General features: G+C 65.8%; 17 protein-coding genes. 7 read left to right on the forward strand and 10 right to left on the reverse strand.

The genetic code is table 11. From position 1 onward, the window contains the following. Positions 1 to 8: 8 nt before the first annotated feature. On the reverse strand, positions 9 to 353 hold the full coding sequence (locus tag AC1DE3_RS05075) for a hypothetical protein (protein WP_476852123.1): 345 nt from the start codon (positions 351 to 353) through the stop codon (positions 9 to 11). Positions 354 to 569: 216 nt separating this feature from the next. Between AC1DE3_RS05075 and AC1DE3_RS05080 the strand changes: the two genes are divergently transcribed. After that, the gene (locus tag AC1DE3_RS05080) at positions 570 to 872 is read left to right on the forward strand and encodes a hypothetical protein (protein ID WP_441510336.1); all 303 of its coding nucleotides are present in this window, start codon (positions 570 to 572) and stop codon (positions 870 to 872) included. Positions 873 to 979: 107 nt separating this feature from the next. Here the strand turns inward: AC1DE3_RS05080 and AC1DE3_RS05085 are convergent, their stop codons facing one another. After that, positions 980 to 1,645 (reverse strand): hypothetical protein, encoded by a 666-nt coding sequence (locus tag AC1DE3_RS05085; RefSeq protein WP_476780307.1) that lies wholly within the window; start codon positions 1,643 to 1,645, stop codon positions 980 to 982. Positions 1,646 to 1,840: 195 nt separating this feature from the next. On the opposite strand from AC1DE3_RS05085, the gene AC1DE3_RS05090 reads away from it, so the two are divergent. The 3 genes from AC1DE3_RS05090 (at position 1,841) to AC1DE3_RS05100 (ending at position 4,649) form a co-directional block, all read left to right on the forward strand. Next, positions 1,841 to 2,050, forward strand: a complete 210-nt coding sequence (locus AC1DE3_RS05090; RefSeq protein WP_476780306.1) for a hypothetical protein — start codon at positions 1,841 to 1,843, stop codon at positions 2,048 to 2,050. A gap of 178 nt (positions 2,051 to 2,228) precedes the next feature. Further along, complete coding sequence (locus AC1DE3_RS05095) at positions 2,229 to 2,549, forward strand: polyhydroxyalkanoic acid system family protein (protein ID WP_476780305.1); 321 nt, start codon at positions 2,229 to 2,231, stop codon at positions 2,547 to 2,549. A gap of 210 nt (positions 2,550 to 2,759) precedes the next feature. Continuing rightward, positions 2,760 to 4,649, forward strand: a complete 1,890-nt coding sequence (locus tag AC1DE3_RS05100; protein WP_476852124.1) for a cation:proton antiporter domain-containing protein — start codon at positions 2,760 to 2,762, stop codon at positions 4,647 to 4,649. Positions 4,650 to 4,713: 64 nt separating this feature from the next. On the opposite strand, the gene AC1DE3_RS05105 is transcribed toward AC1DE3_RS05100, so the two are convergent. The 3 genes from AC1DE3_RS05105 to AC1DE3_RS05115 all read right to left on the reverse strand — a co-directional run bounded on the left by AC1DE3_RS05105 (position 4,714) and on the right by AC1DE3_RS05115 (position 7,193). Next, the gene (locus tag AC1DE3_RS05105; protein WP_441510341.1) at positions 4,714 to 5,133 is read right to left on the reverse strand and encodes a DUF3830 family protein; all 420 of its coding nucleotides are present in this window, start codon (positions 5,131 to 5,133) and stop codon (positions 4,714 to 4,716) included. A gap of 207 nt (positions 5,134 to 5,340) precedes the next feature. After that, positions 5,341 to 6,411 (reverse strand): patatin-like phospholipase family protein, encoded by a 1,071-nt coding sequence (locus AC1DE3_RS05110; protein WP_476780303.1) that lies wholly within the window; start codon positions 6,409 to 6,411, stop codon positions 5,341 to 5,343. Beyond that, a complete protein-coding gene (locus AC1DE3_RS05115) occupies positions 6,408 to 7,193 on the reverse strand; it encodes a 3-hydroxybutyrate dehydrogenase (protein ID WP_476796632.1) in 786 nt (261 codons plus the stop codon). The genes AC1DE3_RS05110 and AC1DE3_RS05115 overlap by 4 nt, the downstream gene beginning before the upstream one ends. Before the next feature lie 112 nt (positions 7,194 to 7,305). Between AC1DE3_RS05115 and AC1DE3_RS05120 the strand changes: the two genes are divergently transcribed. The 3 genes from AC1DE3_RS05120 (at position 7,306) to AC1DE3_RS05130 (ending at position 11,177) form a co-directional block, all read left to right on the forward strand. Beyond that, complete coding sequence (locus AC1DE3_RS05120) at positions 7,306 to 7,845, forward strand: Fur family transcriptional regulator (RefSeq protein WP_476780301.1); 540 nt, start codon at positions 7,306 to 7,308, stop codon at positions 7,843 to 7,845. 13 nt (positions 7,846 to 7,858) lie between these two features. After that, the gene (gene ispG / locus AC1DE3_RS05125) at positions 7,859 to 9,133 is read left to right on the forward strand and encodes a flavodoxin-dependent (E)-4-hydroxy-3-methylbut-2-enyl-diphosphate synthase (RefSeq protein ID WP_476780300.1); all 1,275 of its coding nucleotides are present in this window, start codon (positions 7,859 to 7,861) and stop codon (positions 9,131 to 9,133) included. Positions 9,134 to 9,212: 79 nt separating this feature from the next. Beyond that, positions 9,213 to 11,177, forward strand: coding sequence for a potassium transporter Kup (locus AC1DE3_RS05130; protein ID WP_476780299.1), 1,965 nt, complete (start codon positions 9,213 to 9,215; stop codon positions 11,175 to 11,177). A 44-nt stretch (positions 11,178 to 11,221) separates the two neighbouring features. On the opposite strand, the gene AC1DE3_RS05135 is transcribed toward AC1DE3_RS05130, so the two are convergent. From AC1DE3_RS05135 to AC1DE3_RS05155, 5 genes are all read right to left on the reverse strand, one after another. Next, positions 11,222 to 11,755, reverse strand: a complete 534-nt coding sequence (locus AC1DE3_RS05135; RefSeq protein ID WP_476852125.1) for a DMT family transporter — start codon at positions 11,753 to 11,755, stop codon at positions 11,222 to 11,224. Positions 11,756 to 11,851: 96 nt separating this feature from the next. After that, the gene (locus AC1DE3_RS05140) at positions 11,852 to 12,334 is read right to left on the reverse strand and encodes a MarR family winged helix-turn-helix transcriptional regulator (protein WP_441510348.1); all 483 of its coding nucleotides are present in this window, start codon (positions 12,332 to 12,334) and stop codon (positions 11,852 to 11,854) included. A 102-nt stretch (positions 12,335 to 12,436) separates the two neighbouring features. After that, positions 12,437 to 13,018, reverse strand: a complete 582-nt coding sequence (locus AC1DE3_RS05145; protein WP_476780297.1) for an NAD(P)H-dependent oxidoreductase — start codon at positions 13,016 to 13,018, stop codon at positions 12,437 to 12,439. Between the two features lie 162 nt (positions 13,019 to 13,180). After that, positions 13,181 to 14,605 (reverse strand): FAD-binding oxidoreductase, encoded by a 1,425-nt coding sequence (locus AC1DE3_RS05150; protein WP_476780296.1) that lies wholly within the window; start codon positions 14,603 to 14,605, stop codon positions 13,181 to 13,183. 136 nt (positions 14,606 to 14,741) lie between these two features. Then, positions 14,742 to 16,070 carry a cytosine deaminase gene (locus tag AC1DE3_RS05155; RefSeq protein WP_476780295.1) on the reverse strand — a complete coding sequence of 443 codons (1,329 nt, stop codon included), beginning with the start codon at positions 16,068 to 16,070 and terminating at the stop codon, positions 14,742 to 14,744. Positions 16,071 to 16,078 lie beyond the last annotated feature (8 nt).

The following is a 16,078-nucleotide window of genomic DNA, read 5'->3' on the forward strand; positions in this document are numbered from 1 at the left end:
CTAGCGGCTCACCGCTCGCACTTGTAGACCGTGCCCGATGTGTCCGGGCCCTTCCACTTGATGTCGGCGGCGCTGGAGACGACATGGCTCCCGCCCATCTCCGCCGCCCTGATCTTGAGGCGCGTCACGATCGTATCGCGCGCGGTATCGGTGAGCAGCACCGCATGCAGCTCGGACTTGCCGTCGATCACGCCGAGCTTGGTGCAGCCCTCCACGACCTTCTCCGCATCCGTGACCACGACCGCGCTGCTGCGCGAAGTGTGATAGGCGCAGGCTCCAAGAAACAAAGCCGGCAGAAGAAGGATGAGGCGCGGTATCGACATGGTCCAGGCTGTCCTGATCTCGGTCGCCATGTTCCGCTGCTGTCGCGCAAATGCAAGCCCGATCTGTGCAGGACGCTCCGCGTGCCTTCACCAGATCGGCCCTTAGTGAATCCGAGTGGAATTCTGCGGCTATTGAATGATTTCGGCTGTGCGAACTTTAACGCAGGACCTGAGACATTCTTGACCTGCAACGATGGCTGCTTTTAAGTCCCCGCAGGCCAATGGGAGGCTGAAAAGGGATAAAATATGCGTAGCATTCTGATCGTCGGCGCGATGGCCGCGCTTCTCGCCGGTTGCCAGACCGCGCAGGAGTCCATGGCTGACGCTGAAGTCACCTGTGAGGCCCAGGGCTTCCGTCCCGGCACCCGCGCTTACCAGCAGTGCCGCTCGGCGAACTATGTCGAGAACCGTCGCGCTTCGAACGAGGCCAGCAGCGCGGTAGCGGCGGGCGTGGCCGCAGGCGTCGTCGGTGGCGCGATCGCCGCCAGCGCCGACCGTGGCTACTATCGTGGCTATGGCTATTACGGCCCGCGCCGCTACTGGTGGTAATATTTGAGTGGTGCCTCTCGGAGGCGCCGCGCCAACAATTCTAGAGCCCTGCGACGCCTCGCGCCGCAGGGCTTTTTCTTATGTTTTTCCGAAACCCTTGATTCCCCTCAGCGCTTGGCTGAACGCCTGCGGGCCGGAGCAGGCGCCGGCTCCTGTCTGGTCGAGGCCGAGGCCAGGAGCGAACCGATCACATAGACAGCGAGCCCGAGCCCGACCAGGGCCGCCATCGGCTCACGCTCGGCCCGCTTGACCAGCATGCGCCCGCCCATGTCGGCATATTCACGCGCTCGTGATGCGTAGTCGTTGGCGCGATCCGCATAGTCGTCCGCGGCGTCGCGGCGGGCGCTCAGCCAGTTGCTGCCTGCCTTCAAGGCGCGGCTTCCGGCATCCGCGGCATCCGAGCCGTAGTCGTTGAGCCAGCCACGCACTCGGCCATAGTCGGGTTGATAGCGCTCCCAGCGCGTTTCAGGTCGGGCGCGCAGCGTCGCCCAGGCGATCAGCCCGATGCTCACGGCCCCGAGACCGAGCGTCGCGAGCGGATGCCGTTCCACCGTCCGCGCCACCGCCTGCCCGCCTTCGCGGACGGTTTCGATCGGATCGGCCTCGTCCCAGGCGTCCTTTGCCCGCTCATAGTGGTCCTTTACGGTCTCACTCGCCTTATCGGCCATATCCGCCGCCTTGCCGCGGAGCGCCCTCACTGTGGACTCGACCTGTTCCTGAGCTTCCTCGGCATTGTCCGGCACATCCGGCGGAAATTTGTTGGCCATCGCCATGACGGTTTCTCCGTTCCTGAAAGGGGATATGATCAGGGAACGACGGATGATGCGGCTGGGTTCCCACCGCTCGCTAAAAAGGCGGCCGGCGCGACCGGGCATGGGTCACGATTCTTCGCTGTTCGGCCATAACCCGGTCATGTTTGGATGCGATCTCCCAGCGAACAGGGGCCATCAACGAGAAGGAGACGCTATATGCACGTTCAGCACCTCCAGATCGCACATCCCTGGGTTCTTTCGGATCCGGAATGGATCGCGCTGGAAAGCATTGAAGAAAAGACCCAGCATTTCATCTTCGACGATACGATGCTGCTCGCCTTGCGCGATCGCGGGCTCGTCGAGTCGGATGGGGCCGCCTGGCGCGTCACGCAAACCGGCCAGCAGCGCCTGAGCCAACGCAGCTGAGCTCCCGGCGGACCGCTGGGCCCACGCGCGCTCATGTTACAACGCGCTCATGTTACAAGACGATCTTCGATGATCACGCCCGCCCTTCGGCGGGCTTTCGGCGGCGCTGGAAAATCTCCGGCGCCGTCGCCATGTCCGGCTGCAACTGGCTTTCGTTCCTGCTGTTCGATGAGGCGCCATGGGCAAACCCGTCTCCATAACCATCTCGCATGATCTTGGCCGCGAGGCCGCGCTCAATCGCCTGCGCAACGGGATAGACCGCATCCGCGACAGGCTCGGAATGGTCAGGATGCAGCTCGTCGAGGAGCGCTGGGAGGACGACGGCCTGCATTTCGGCGTGGGCGCGCTCGGTCACACCGTTCATGGCCGCGTCGAGGTCGAGGAGCGTCTTATCCGCGTCGAGGTGACGCTGCCCTGGATGCTTGCCGTCTTTGCCGAGAAGCTGAAGATCGGGGTCGAGAAGCAAGGCCAGATCCTGCTCGAGAAACCCAAGGCGTAGGACATATCGGTCATCGGCGCGGGCGTTGCCGTCAGCCCCGCGGCCGGGCTCGCGTTTCCGCCGTCGGCGCGCCCCGGCTAAGCGAAGGAAAATTCGGCATCGCCAGCCCGAAAGACGTACGTCTTTCGGTTGAAATCGGCGGCCGCAGTCCCCATGCTCCAAAGCGTTCCAACATTTTCGATTTCTTGACGTTTCGGATTCGGGAGACCCATGCATCACGGCCCGCTGATCGCCATCGTTGTCGCGGGCCTCGGCCTTGCTTTCGTCTTCGGGGCCATTGCCCAGAAACTGCGCATATCCCCGTTGGTGGGATATCTGCTGGCTGGCGTCGCCGCCGGCCCCTTCACCCCGGGCTTCGTTGGCGATCAAAACCTCGCCAATGAACTGGCCGAAATCGGCGTCATCCTGCTGATGTTCGGCGTCGGCCTGCATTTCTCGCTGAAGGAATTGCTGTCGGTCAAAATGATCGCTGTTCCCGGCGCCATCGTCCAGATCGCCGTCGCGACGCTGCTTGGCCTCGGCCTTGCCTTGCTGCTCGGTTGGAACTGGATCGCCGGCATCGTCTTCGGCCTCGCGCTCTCTGTCGCCAGCACCGTGGTGCTGCTGCGGGCCCTGCAGGAGCGCCGGCTGGTCCAGACGGAAAAGGGCAAGATCGCCGTCGGCTGGCTGATCGTCGAGGATCTGGCAATGGTGCTGGCTCTGGTCGTGCTTCCGGCCGTCGCCAACGCGATCAGCGGCGGGCAGCCCGGCACGCCGTCTCCGCTCTCGACGCAGTTCGATCTCGGCCTCTGGGGCGTGCTCGGCGTCACCGTCGCCAAGGTCGCCGCCTTCATCGCCTTCATGCTGATCGTCGGGCGCCGGGTCATTCCCTGGGTGCTGCACTGGGTCGCCCATACCGGCTCGCGCGAGCTGTTCCGGCTCGCGGTGCTGGCGGTCGCGCTCGGCGTCGCCTTCCTCTCCGCGACGCTGTTCGGCGTCTCCTTCGCGCTCGGTGCCTTCTTCGCCGGCATGATCCTCTCCGAATCGCCGCTCTCCCAGCGCGCCGCCGAAGAGACGCTGCCGCTACGCGACGCTTTCGCGGTGCTGTTCTTCGTCTCGGTCGGCATGCTGTTCGACCCCGGCATCCTGCTGCGGGCGCCATGGGCGTTGCTCGGCACGCTCGCCATCATCCTGATCGGCAAATCGGTCGCGGCCTGGCTGATCGTGCGCGCCTTCGGCCGCTCGAACGCGGTGGCGCTGACGATCTCCGCCTCGCTCGCCCAGATCGGCGAATTCTCCTTCATCCTCGCCGGCCTCGGCGCAAGTCTCGGCATCCTGCCGGCGCAGGGGCGTGACCTGATCCTCGCCGGCGCGATCCTGTCGATCCTGCTCAACCCGTTGATGTTCGCGCTGGCCGAGCGCCTCAAGCCGGCCGACGCCTCCGCCGCGAAGCCGAAGCCGGAATCCCCTGCGGCCGCACCTATGGCGGCTGAAGCCCCGGCCGAGCCCGAACCGACCGCAGAACCGGAGCGCGACGTCACCCCGACCAGCCTGTCGAGTCACATCGTCGTGGTCGGTTACGGGCGCGTCGGCAGCCTGCTCGGCGCGGGCCTGCTCGCACAGGGCTCGAAGCTGCTGGTGATCGAAGACAATCCGGACGCGGTCGCAACGGCCAAGCGTGACGGCGCCGAGCTGCTCGTCGGCAATGCGGCCGACCCGGAGGTGCTCTCCGCCGCCGGGGTGGACCGCGCCATCCGTCTCTTCGTCGCGATACCCGGCAGCTTCGAGGCCGGCCAGGTCTGCGAGCAGGCGCGGGCCGAGAATCCGACGCTGCCGATCGTCGCCCGCGCCCATTCCGATGCGGAGGTAGCCCATCTCACCAAATGCGGCGCGACGCTGACGATCATGGGCGAGGCCGAGATCGCGCGGGCGATGCTGGGCCTCTGCCAGAACCCGGTCGTCACGGCAGAGCCCGAGGCCGAAGCGGAAATCAGGGCCGCGGCGCCCGAGACGCAGGCCGGCGAGGCACCATCGCCAACCGAGGCGGCCCAGCCTCGCATGTTGAGGCCGCGCAAGCCGGCGGCGGAGAGCCCCTCTGAGGATCCGCCGGCCGCCGCATGAAAGAACAAGGGCGGGACGCCATGCGTCCCGCCCTTGTTGTCCCAGCCCAGGTGCTGGTTTCGGTTCAGCCGGCCATCTCGAAGCGGATGTCCTGCGCGCCTTCCCAGAGGGTCTTGCGGCCGAGCGCGTAGAGGTTCTCAAGCCCCGAGGTCAGGGTGAGGAAGTGGTTTCCGGAGAGGACGCCGGCCTTGCTGGCGAACTGCACGCCGCCATAGGCGAGCAGGATCTCGGTCTCGCTGACGCCGCCCGGATAGAGGATGATCTGGCCGGGCGCCGGATAGGCAGTATTGTTCTCGTAGCCGACGCCGAAATCGAGATCGCCGAGCGGCATCCAGACGCCCTCGCCGCTCCAGCGCACATGCACGATCTTGCTGACGAAGGGCAGGTGCCGCAGGAAGGCGGCGCAAGTCTTCGGCGCGGCCTCGAGCTCGAGCTTTGCGTCGAAGCTATAAGGGCCGGCGGTGACGATCAGCTTGCTGCTCATGGAAAATCCCTGTCCTTCTGAAAACGGATCCCGGACCGGTGAATGACATTTCGTCTCGCCCTCGCGCAAGCGCGGTCCCCGGAACAAGTGAGACGCCGGAACGCGAAGAATCCCGAAGGCCGAACGCCGGGCCGCCGTCCCCTCGGCGCGCTTCCCGTTCGGCTGGCATCAACCGAACGAAGGGAATTCGCGCAAAACCAATAGGCTCTAGGTGATCGCCTCCTTGAGATCGATCGTGCCGGTTCTGCCGATCGCCGCGTAGTTGCGCTTCAGCCAGCGCTTGGCCGCTGCGCGGCCCATATCGCGCAACCGGAGCAGGAAGGACCATTCGGCATTCATCCGCGACGAGGAGGTCAGCTCCGCCAGCGGCGGGCCGCCGTCGATGCGGTGCATCAGCACGCGCTTGTACTCGTCAACCGGTACCTTGCCGTCGTCGATGAGGCGGTTGACGAAGTCGATCGCCCGCAGCTCGCGCAGCAGCGAGGCATTGAAGGTGATCTCGTTGATCCGGTCCTGGATCTCGCGCGCCTTGGTCGGCAGCTCCTTGCGCTGGACCGGGTTGATCTGCACCAGCAGGATGTCGTCGCAATGAGCCTTGTAGAACAGCGGGTACAGCGCCGGATTGCCCATATAGCCACCGTCCCAATAGGCTTCGCCGTCGATCTCCACCGCCTGGAAAACCATCGGCAGGCAGGCAGAGGCCATCACATGGTCCGGGGTCAGCCGGTCGCCTTCGAACACCGCAATCTTGCCGGTGCGGACATTGGTGGCGGCGATGAAGAGCTTCACCGCATCGTGCGCGCGCACCTTCTCGAAATCGATCAGGTCGGCGATCACGCCGCGCAGCGGGTTGATGTTGAGCGGGTTGACGTCATAGGGGCTCGCCACCTTCGCGAACATCTCGAAGAACAGCAGACCGGGCGGCGTGCCGTTACTCCCCCAGGCGCCGAGCATCGTGTCGAGCAGCGGGCGCTCGGAACCGCGATACTTGCCGTCGACGCTGATCGCCCGCCAGAACGCCTCCAGCTTGGCGCGCGCTCCATCGGCGCCGCCGTCGATCCAGCCCTCGGCCAGCACGACGGCATTCATCGCGCCGGCGCTGGTCCCGGTGAGCGCCTCGATGCCGAGCCGCCCATCCTCCAGGATGACGTCGAGCACGCCCCAGGTGAAGGCGCCATGCGCGCCTCCGCCCTGCAGGGCCAGCGAGACCGTCTTTTCCGCCTTCGGCCCGGCCAGTCCCTTGGTCGGCTCGGCCTTGCGCGAGGGGCGCCCGCTCATTCGGCGGTCCAGCCGCCGTCGATCGGCAGTGTCGCGCCGGTGATCGACTTCGCCCCGTCGGTGCACAGGAAGACGGCGAGCGCCGCGACCTGCTCGACCGTGACGAATTCCTTGGTCGGCTGACCCGCCAGCATCACGTCGTTGATGACCTGCTCACGGGTGAGCCCGCGGACCTTCATCGTGTCGGGGATCTGCTTCTCCACCAGCGGCGTCCACACATAACCGGGCGCGATGGCGTTCACGGTGATGCCCTTGGTCGCGACCTCCAGAGCCACGGTCTTGGTCAGGCCGGCGATGCCGTGCTTGGCTGCGACATAGGCCGACTTGAACGGCGAAGCGACGAGCGCATGGGCGGAAGCCGTGTTGATGATGCGGCCCCAACCCTTCTCCTTCATCTTCGGCAGGGCGGCGCGGATCGTGTGGAAGGCCGAGGACAGGTTGATCGCGATGATCTGGTCCCACTTCTCGGGCGGAAACTCGTCGATGGGCGAAACGAACTGGATACCGGCATTGTTGATCAGGATGTCGATGGCGCCGAAGTTCTTCTCGCCCTCGGCGATGAAGGCGGCGATCTCGGCGGGCTTGGTCATGTCGGCCGGCGAGAACAACACCTTGACGCCGAACTCCTTTTCCAGATCGGTGCGCAGCTTCTCTGCATCGGCTGGCGGCATGATGCCGTTGATGACGAGGTTCGCGCCTTCGGCAGCAAGTGCGCGCGCATAGGCCAGGCCAATGCCGGAGGTCGAGCCGGTGATGGCCGCAGTACGGTCTTTGAGGAACATGAGCGTCAAGGCCCCTGACAATCGAGGAGAAAATGCTTAGGTTCGGGCTGAACGTGGCAATGCCGCAACGACAGGCACCCGCAGGTTGCCCGATGACTCTTTGCAACGCAACATGACGAAAATGCAGCCAAACACGCATATGCATGACGACCATGTGCACCATACACATGGCGAAGACTGCCGCCATGCCGAGGACCACCGTCGCCACGCCGCCGAGGCGTTGGCACGTGCCGAGCGGATTTGCCGTGAGCGCGGCCTGCGCCTGACGCCGATCCGCCGGCAGGCGCTGGAAGCGCTCCATGCCGATCATCGCCCGGTCGGCGCCTATGATCTCGCGGACCGTATCTCGCCGGCAGGCGGACGACGCCTCGCACCGATCTCGATCTACCGGGCGCTCGATTTCCTGGTCGAGCAGGGCTTCGTCCACCGCCTCTCATCGAAGAACGCCTATGTCGCCTGCCTGCACGGCCATGGTGCGAATGAGGTCGTCGCCTTCCTGATCTGCGAGGTCTGTGGCGGCGTCGATGAGGATTCCTCGCCCGCGATGAAGAAAGCAGTGGCGGCGATCGCCGAAACCCGGCAATTCTCACCCTCTCATCAGATGGTCGAGATCGTCGGCCGTTGCGAGCATTGCCGGAAAGCCGCTTCGTGATAGAGCAGCCCGCATGAATGAGCGCGCCTTCCCCCATCTGACGCCGGAACGCGCCGGGCCGCTCGCCCGGCAGCTCACCGTGCCGGTGCAGGTCGGCCATGTCACGGTCGGTGGCGGCGCGCCGATCGTCGTGCAGTCGATGACCAACACCGACACCGCCGATATCGCCGGCACAGTGGCCCAGGTCGCCGCGCTCGCACGGCAGGGTTCGGAGCTGGTGCGCATTACCGTCGACCGCGACGAGGCCGCAGCCGCCGTGCCGAAGATCCGGGAGCGGCTCGACCGCATCGGCGTCGATGTGCCGCTGGTCGGCGATTTCCACTATATCGGGCACAAGCTGCTTGCCGATCATCCGGCCTGCGCCGAAGCACTGGCGAAGTACCGGATCAACCCGGGCAATGTCGGCTTCAAGGACAAGAAGGACAAGCAGTTCGCCCAGATCATCGAGATGGCGATCCGGCACCGCAAGCCCGTGCGCATCGGCGCCAATTGGGGCTCGCTCGACCAGGAGCTGCTGACGGCGCTGATGGACGAGAACGCGCGCGCGCCTCGCCCGCTCGATGCCCGCGCCATCATGCGCGAAGCGATGGTCCAGTCCGCCTTGCTCTCGGCCGAGCGTGCCGAAGAGCTCGGCCTAGCCCGCGAATTCATCATCCTTTCCGCCAAGGTCTCCGGCGTACAGGACCTGATCACGGTCTACCGCATGCTGGCGAGCCGGGCCAACTACGCCATCCATCTCGGCCTGACCGAAGCCGGCATGGGCTCGAAGGGCATCGTCTCCTCCTCCGCCGCACTCGGCATCCTCTTGCAGGAGGGCATCGGCGACACGATCCGCTATTCGCTGACGCCGGAACCGGGCGGCGACCGCACGCTCGAGGTCAAGACGGCGCAGGAACTGCTCCAGACCATGGGCTTTCGCGCCTTCGTGCCGCTCGTCGCCGCCTGCCCCGGCTGCGGCCGCACGACATCGACCGTATTCCAGGAACTCGCCCGCGACATCCAGAACTGGATTTCGAGTTCCATGCCGGAATGGAAGACGCGCTACCCCGGCGTCGAGAACCTCAACGTCGCGGTGATGGGTTGCATCGTCAACGGCCCCGGCGAATCGAAGCATGCCGATATCGGCATCTCGCTCCCCGGCACCGGCGAGGCGCCCACCGCCCCGGTCTTCGTCGACGGCAAGAAGGTCGCGACCCTGCGGGGCGCCGGCATTGCGGAGGAGTTCAAGGCCATGGTCGCAGGCTATGTCGAGCGGCGCTTCGGCGCCGGGCTTGGCGTCGCCGGCTGATCCCGACCTTTGCGCACCGTTCGCATTATGCTAGAGGCCCCGGCCTTTCGCTGCACCGCAGCGCGTGCGGAGATCCCTGATGGGGCATGAGAAGCCGAATCCTGCGACCATCCGGCCGGAGGATTCCCGTTTCGGACTCGACGATGGCCAGGGCCAAGCCAATGGCCACGGCCATGGCAAGACCGGCTTCGCTGCTCTGGCCTTGGGTGCGCTTGGCGTCGTCTATGGCGATATCGGCACGAGTCCGCTCTATGCGCTTCGCGAAACGATCCTCGCCGCGACCGGTGGTCAGGAGAACGTCACGGTTCCGCCGACCGTCGTCATCGGCGTCCTCTCGCTGATCCTGTGGTCGCTCGTCGTCGTCGTGACGCTGAAATATGTCGTGCTGCTGATGCGGGCCGACAACAACGGCGAAGGCGGCATCCTCACCCTCGTCGCGCTCGCCCAGCGCAGCCTCGGCCGGGCGCGCAGCCATGTCGCGCTGCTGCTCGGCATGATCGGCGCCGGCCTGTTCTACGGCGACACCGTCATCACCCCGGCGATTTCGGTGCTCTCGGCGATCGAGGGCGTCAAGCTGATCACCCCGGCACTCGACGACTACATCCTCTGGATCGCTTCGGTGATCCTGATCGGCCTTTTCGTGATGCAGAGTCACGGCACCCATCGCGTCGCGACCTTCTTCGGCCCGATCATGCTGGTCTGGTTCCTGACGCTGGCCGGGCTCGGCATCTACCATATCGCCGACGATCTCAGCGTTTTCCGCTCGATCAACCCCTATTACGCCCTGCTCTTCTTCCGCGACCACGCCGGCGTCTCGCTCGCCGTGCTCGGTTCGGTCTGTCTGGCCGTGACGGGCGCCGAAGCGCTCTATGCCGATATGGGCCATTTCGGTCGCGGCCCGATCCGCGGCGCCTGGCTCTATGTCGTCTTTCCGGCGCTGTGGCTCAACTATCTCGGCCAGGGCGCGCTGATCCTTTCCGACCCCAGCGCCATCGACAACCCGTTCTACCGCCTCGCGCCGCAGGGCCTGCTGCTGCCCTTCGTCATCATGGCGACGGTGGCGACCATCATCGCCAGCCAGTCGGTCATCACCGGCGCCTTCTCGCTGACGCGGCAGGCGATCCAGCTCGGCCTCCTACCGCGCATGGAGATCCGCCACACCTCCGAGCAGACCTCCGGCCAGATCTACGTGCCGCGCGTCAACCTGCTGCTGCTCGTCGTCGTGCTGATCCTGGTCTGGTCGTTCCGCACCTCCTCCAGCCTGTCGCACGCCTATGGCATCTCGGTCTTCGGCACGATGGTGGTCTCGTCCATGCTCGCGGCCATCGTCATCCGCCGTCACTGGGGCTGGAGCCCGCTGGCGACCGGCGCGCTCATCCTTCCCTTCTTCCTGGTCGACGTCTCCTTCTTCTCGGCCAACATGCTGAAGCTGTTCCACGGCGGCTATGTGCCGGTGCTGCTGGCCATGGCGCTGACGCTGGTGATGTGGACCTGGATGCGCGGCACCAAGATCCTCTTCGACAAGACCCGCAAGACCGATGTGCCGCTGCTCGAGCTGGTCACCATGCTGTCGAAGAGCCCGCCGGCCCGGGTGAAGGGCATGGCCGTCTTCCTGACCAGCGACCCGGAGACGGCGCCGGCTTCGCTTCTGCATAACCTCAAGCACAACAAGGTCCTGCACGAGCGCAACGTCGTCCTGACCGTGCGCTCGGCCGACACCCCGCGCGTACCCGAGGAAGAGCGCGTGCGCCTCGCCCGCATCACCGACGACTTCTGGCGGGTCGACATGGTCTATGGCTACATGGAAAGCCCGAACGTGCCCAAGGGCCTCGCCATGCTGCGCAAGCAGGGCTTCAAGTTCGACATCATGTCGACCTCGTTCTTCCTGTCGCGCCGCTCGATCAAGCCCTCGCCGCAATCCGGCATGCCGATCTGGCAGGACAACCTCTTCATCGGCCTGACCAAGAGTGCGACCGACGCCACGGACTTCTTCCAGATCCCGACCGGCCGCGTCGTCGAGGTCGGCACGCAGGTCACGGTCTGACCCTCGCGAGCGTCATGCTTGGGCTCGACCCGAACATGACGCGCCTATCGCAGGCTCAATCCAGCCGTGCCGAAGCCGCTTCCTGCGGCACATAGCAGCGCGGCCGGATGCATGCCGCCGATGCCCGGCCGCGTCACCACCAGCACGCCGAGAAAGCCCACTGCGATCGCCGCCAGCCGGCGCGGCCCCGGCCATTCGCCGAGCAGCGGTCCCGAGACCAGCGCCACCAGCAGCGGCGCCGCAAACATGATCGAAATCGTCTCCGCGAGCTGGAGATAGCGCAGCGCGACGAAGTTCAGCGCGGTCGAGCCGAGCAGCAGCAGCGAACGACCCCATTGCAGCCCGGGGCGCTTGGTCCTGAGCACGCCGGGGTGAGTCCACGGATTGATCAGGGCGAGGACCAGGATCATGCTGCCGGCGTAGCGCGCGAACACCACCTGCAGCGGGTTCATCGACTGGCCCAGCCATTTCGCGCTCGCATCGAGCATCGAAAACAGCAGGACGGCCACGCCCATCAGGCCGATGGCCGCGAGCCGGGCTCGCCCGGCTTCGGAAGGGGCCTCGGTTGGCAGGGGCACGTCCGGTTTCGCCATGCTCTGGAGGAATGACAAAGCAAGATTGAACCGATTTAGTAGCCTTCGCCAGTGCAGGAGCGCATGCGCTCCATGCAGAAATCAGGCGTCGCTATCGGCCTCGTCGATATCGCTATCCGGGTCGTCGTGATCGGCGCCGGCCTTGGACAGGCCCTTTGCAGCCTTGCGCAGCAGCTTGCGCAGCTGTTTGCGCTCCTTGCCGTCGAGCTTGTCGAGAAGTTCCTCCTCGACCTCGTTCCAGACGGCGTCGAGTTCGACAGCGGTCTTCTGCCCGGCTTCCGTCAGCGCGACCTGAACAAGCCGGCCGTCACGATTGCCGCCTTCGCGCGTCACCAGTCCCTGCAGCGACAAGCGCCCGATCGTCTTCGATACTGTGGGCGGCTTCACGCGCAGGAGCGAGGCGAGCTCGCCCATCGTCATCGGCGCCGGCTGCAGCGCCTTCAGCGCCTGCTCCTGCCCTGGAAACAGACCGAGTCCGTTCAGTCTCTCACCCATCCGCGACCGATGCAGCCGGGCGGTGACGAGCAGGGCACGGCCGACGCTTTTCTCGATTGCCTTGGTCATAGGTCGATCCTTCGGGCCGATCCTTGGACGGATAAGCAGACGCTTCGCCGGCTGCGTAGTCGCGCGCCAAGATGACAGACAGATGACAATCCGATGTCAGAGCTAAAAGACCGCCAGCTTTGTGGCGACTTTTTGCAGGAATGCCTCGCGGCTATCCACCGTCGAGAGGTTCATCTCGTAATGGGCGAGGTAGGTCGTGCGCGCCAGCGGATGGCAAACTGCGCGGAGCGCCCGGCAAACTGCCTTGCGGGGCGGATCGCCCATCAGAAATGCGCGCCAGCGCGAGCCGCCATAGCTCGTCACGGCCGCGAGCCGGCGGATATTGTGGAGCGCGGGCTGGGCCTTGCCGTCCTCCATCCTGAACGAGACGCCGGGCAGGAAGACGCGGTCGAGGAAGCCTTTCAGGATAGCCGGATAACCGAAGTTCCAGACGGGGAAGCACAGCACCAGCGCTTCTGCCGCCCGGACGCGCTCGACATAGCCGGCAACCGGCAATGTGTTGCTGGCTGTGTCATGATAGCCGCGGCGCTCGCCGCAGCTCAGCACGGGATCGAAGCCATCCGCATAGAGGTCGCAGTCATCGACCTCGTGCCCTGCCTGCCTGAGCGTCGCGACCACCGTCCGATGGGCCGCGGCACCGAAGCTCTCCGGAACCGGATGGGCATAGAGGACGAGCACGCGCATGGCTGAGGCCTCTGTTCGAACATTTCTCAAGCCCTCATCCTGAGGAGCCGCGAAGCGGCGTCTCGAAGGATGCTTAAGGAGGCTCCGGACCATCTGGATCATCCTTCGAGATGCAACCTGCGGCTGCTCCTCAGGATGAGGGCTGAGGCTTCAAAAGATCTCTTAGCCGACACCGGCCTCGGTGAGGCTGCGGAACAGGAAGGTCTTGCCCGAGCGGTAATCGTAGCTCGGATCCTCCCAGGCGATCATCTTGCCGGGGTTGAGCAGGCCCTGCGGATCGGCCTCGCGCTTGAAGGCGAGCTGCGTCTCGTCGGTCTGCTTCATGCCACCCTCTTCCAGCGTGTAGCGATGCGGGTTGAAGATCGGCGCGCCCATCTCCTCATGAACAGCCATGATCTCCTCCAAGCGCTCCTCGCTGGTGAAGCGCACCAGCGGCAGGCCGAAGCAGGTGATCTTGCCGTCGAAGCGCACGAACTCGAGATGGCAGGTCACCTCGTCGCCGAAGCGGGCATGGATCTTGTCGACCAGCTCGACCTGGTTCGGGAAGGGATAGAGCACCTGCAGATAGGTGATCGCCGGGTCGACGCGCAGCGCCCGGAGCGTCGTATGGTTCCAGCCGAGCTCATAGGCCGGCGGCAGGCCCTTGGCATCCTCCGCCGCGAGCTTGTCGGTGCGCAGCAGCAGCTCCGCGCCCTTGAAGCGGCGCGCATAGGCGCAGAGCGCGTCCACGGCGAAATCGGCGGCCATGACGATGACGAGATGGCTGTCGCGCGGCAGGAACTTGCGGTGGCGCAGGAAATAATCGTGAGGGGCCGGCGCGGCCACCACACAAAGGTTCTTGAGCGCCAGCCCGTCCTGCTCGCCGACAGCATTGGCGAACTCGGTGGCCGTGCGCAGGCTCTCGAAGCCGACGATGACGTCGACCCAGTTGTAGGCAGGCCCGAGCGGCATCTCGACCTCGGTGATGATGCCGTTGGTGCCATAGGCATGGGCGACCTTGTGCAGATCCTCTCCGGAGAATTCGAGGATGCGCGGGCTAGCCTCCATCGTCGCGACCTTGAGCCGGATGATGTTGCCCCAGTCGCGCAGGCCGCCCCATTTGATCGAGCCGACGCCGCCCGAACCGCCGGCGATGAAGCCGCCGATCGAGGCCGTCTGGTAGGTCGAGGGATGCAGGCGCAGTTCCTGCCGCGAATGCGCGCGCGTCTCGTCGTCGATGCGGGCCATGATCGCGCCGGGCTCGGCGACATAGCGGCCGGCGGCGATCTCCTTGACCTTGTTGAAGCCCGAGAGATCGAGCAGCACGCCGCCGGAAAGCGGCATCGCCTGGCCGTAATTGCCCGTCCCGGTGCCGCGGGGCGTGACGGGAATGCCGAGTTGGTGACAGGCGGCGAGAACCTGCACGACCTCCGCCTCGCTGGTCGGCGAGACGACGATATCGGCCACGACATGATCGAGCTGGCGCTTCAGCACCGGCGAGTACCAGAAGAAGTCACGGCTCTTCTGCCTCACCAACGCCGGGTTCTCCTCGGTGCGGATGCCCCCAAGGCGCGTCTTCAGCGTGGCGATGTCGTAGCGTTCGGTCATGCGAGGCGTTCCTGTGGCGTCATGCTCGCCCGTGTGGCGAGCATCCACGTCTTGAACACCGCCCGCGACGGAGGAAGACGTGGATGGCCGGCACAAGGGCCGACCATGACGGGAAAGGTCATGGCGGGAAAGATCGTCACGTGGCGCTCGCCATCAGATGGTCGAGTTCGCGGTAGTCCGGCAAGGTCCGGTCGATCGACTTGCCCGCGACCAGCACGCTGCGGTCGGCCTGCGGCCGGGAGAAGAGTTCGGTCCAGTCACGCGCCCGCGTCAGGATGAGGTCGGCCGGCGCGCCCACGGCGACGATGCCGGCATTCCGCAGGCCCATCGCCTCGGCCGGCGTGCGGGCCACGGCATTGGCCCAATCCGGGCCGGAATGGTCGAGCTGGAGGATGCGCGTGCCCTCGCGCAGGACATCGACGAGGTCGAGATCGCCATAGGCGTAGAACGGATCGCGCGTGTTGTCCGAGGCGATCATCACCGGCACGCCCGCGGCCTTCAGCTCATGCACGGCGGTTACGCCGCGCCAGCGCGGCGTGCGGCCTGGTCGCCGGTCCTGCAGGTACATGTTGCACATCGGCAGCGAAACCACGGCGATGCCGGCCTCGCGCAGCTTGGCGATGATGCGCGCCTCGTCCTCCGGCGCCTGCAGGCTGAGCGAACAGCAATGCCCGCAGAGGATGCGGCCGCTGAAGCGATGGCGTAGCGCCGCATCGGCGATGTGCTCCAGCGAGCGCGCCGCCGGGTCGTTGGTCTCGTCGACATGGAAATCGAGGTCGAAGCCGTTCTCGATCGCTGCCTGGAACAGGGTGTCGAGAGCCCGGTCGAGCTCCGGAATCATGTAGGTAACGCAGCCGAGCAAGCGGTCGCCATGCGCCTTCACCGCCGCGACCACAGCCGCCATATGCGCCGGATTGAGCGCGGCATCGGCCCCGAACAGCGGCGAGGCCTGCAGGGCGATGCGCCCGGCCCATTCCGCCCGTATCTCGGCATAGACAGGCCAGGAAATGCCGATCTGCCTGCCGACGGAATCGATATGCGTCCGCAGCGCGGCCGTGCCATGGGCGAAGGCGGTGCGCAGCGAGAAATCCATTCGCGTCCGCACGTCCACGGCGGACCAGTTCGCCTCGCGATCGGCCCCAACGGTCGCGAGCGCGCCCGGAAAGGTGCCGTCCGGGTTGGGGCTGCGCGGCCAGATATGGCCCTTGTCGATATGTGTATGGCAGTCGACCAATCGCGGCAGCACGATGCCGCCGTCGAGATTGCAATGCGGGGCCATACCGGAAGGCGCCGCGCCAACCGGCTCGATCGCCTCGATACGGCCATCGGCGATGGCGAGATCCACCCGCGCCAGCCCATGGCGGTCTGCCGGGATGTTGCAATCTTCAATCAGGCAGGCAGGGACACGTAGATCGTTCAGGCGGAAGGCCGGCGCGTCGGGCAAGCGGGCGAAACCGGTCGTCACGTTGTCCC

The sequence above is a fragment of the Allobosea sp. 10L417 genome (assembly GCF_056395485.1).

What these genes read in the sequence shown, in the direction of transcription:
- AC1DE3_RS05075 (WP_476852123.1), bottom strand. Translation starts at nt 353, where the DNA reads ATGGCGACCGAGATCAGGACAGCCTGGACCATGTCGATACCGCGCCTC.
- AC1DE3_RS05080 (WP_441510336.1), top strand. Translation starts at nt 570, where the DNA reads ATGCGTAGCATTCTGATCGTCGGCGCGATGGCCGCGCTTCTCGCCGGT.
- AC1DE3_RS05085 (WP_476780307.1), bottom strand. Translation starts at nt 1,645, where the DNA reads ATGGCGATGGCCAACAAATTTCCGCCGGATGTGCCGGACAATGCCGAG.
- AC1DE3_RS05090 (WP_476780306.1), top strand. Translation starts at nt 1,841, where the DNA reads ATGCACGTTCAGCACCTCCAGATCGCACATCCCTGGGTTCTTTCGGAT.
- AC1DE3_RS05095 (WP_476780305.1), top strand. Translation starts at nt 2,229, where the DNA reads ATGGGCAAACCCGTCTCCATAACCATCTCGCATGATCTTGGCCGCGAG.
- AC1DE3_RS05100 (WP_476852124.1), top strand. Translation starts at nt 2,760, where the DNA reads ATGCATCACGGCCCGCTGATCGCCATCGTTGTCGCGGGCCTCGGCCTT.
- AC1DE3_RS05105 (WP_441510341.1), bottom strand. Translation starts at nt 5,133, where the DNA reads ATGAGCAGCAAGCTGATCGTCACCGCCGGCCCTTATAGCTTCGACGCA.
- AC1DE3_RS05110 (WP_476780303.1), bottom strand. Translation starts at nt 6,411, where the DNA reads ATGAGCGGGCGCCCCTCGCGCAAGGCCGAGCCGACCAAGGGACTGGCC.
- AC1DE3_RS05115 (WP_476796632.1), bottom strand. Translation starts at nt 7,193, where the DNA reads ATGTTCCTCAAAGACCGTACTGCGGCCATCACCGGCTCGACCTCCGGC.
- AC1DE3_RS05120 (WP_476780301.1), top strand. Translation starts at nt 7,306, where the DNA reads ATGACGAAAATGCAGCCAAACACGCATATGCATGACGACCATGTGCAC.
- ispG (WP_476780300.1), top strand. Translation starts at nt 7,859, where the DNA reads ATGAATGAGCGCGCCTTCCCCCATCTGACGCCGGAACGCGCCGGGCCG.
- AC1DE3_RS05130 (WP_476780299.1), top strand. Translation starts at nt 9,213, where the DNA reads ATGGGGCATGAGAAGCCGAATCCTGCGACCATCCGGCCGGAGGATTCC.
- AC1DE3_RS05140 (WP_441510348.1), bottom strand. Translation starts at nt 12,334, where the DNA reads ATGACCAAGGCAATCGAGAAAAGCGTCGGCCGTGCCCTGCTCGTCACC.
- AC1DE3_RS05145 (WP_476780297.1), bottom strand. Translation starts at nt 13,018, where the DNA reads ATGCGCGTGCTCGTCCTCTATGCCCATCCGGTTCCGGAGAGCTTCGGT.
- AC1DE3_RS05150 (WP_476780296.1), bottom strand. Translation starts at nt 14,605, where the DNA reads ATGACCGAACGCTACGACATCGCCACGCTGAAGACGCGCCTTGGGGGC.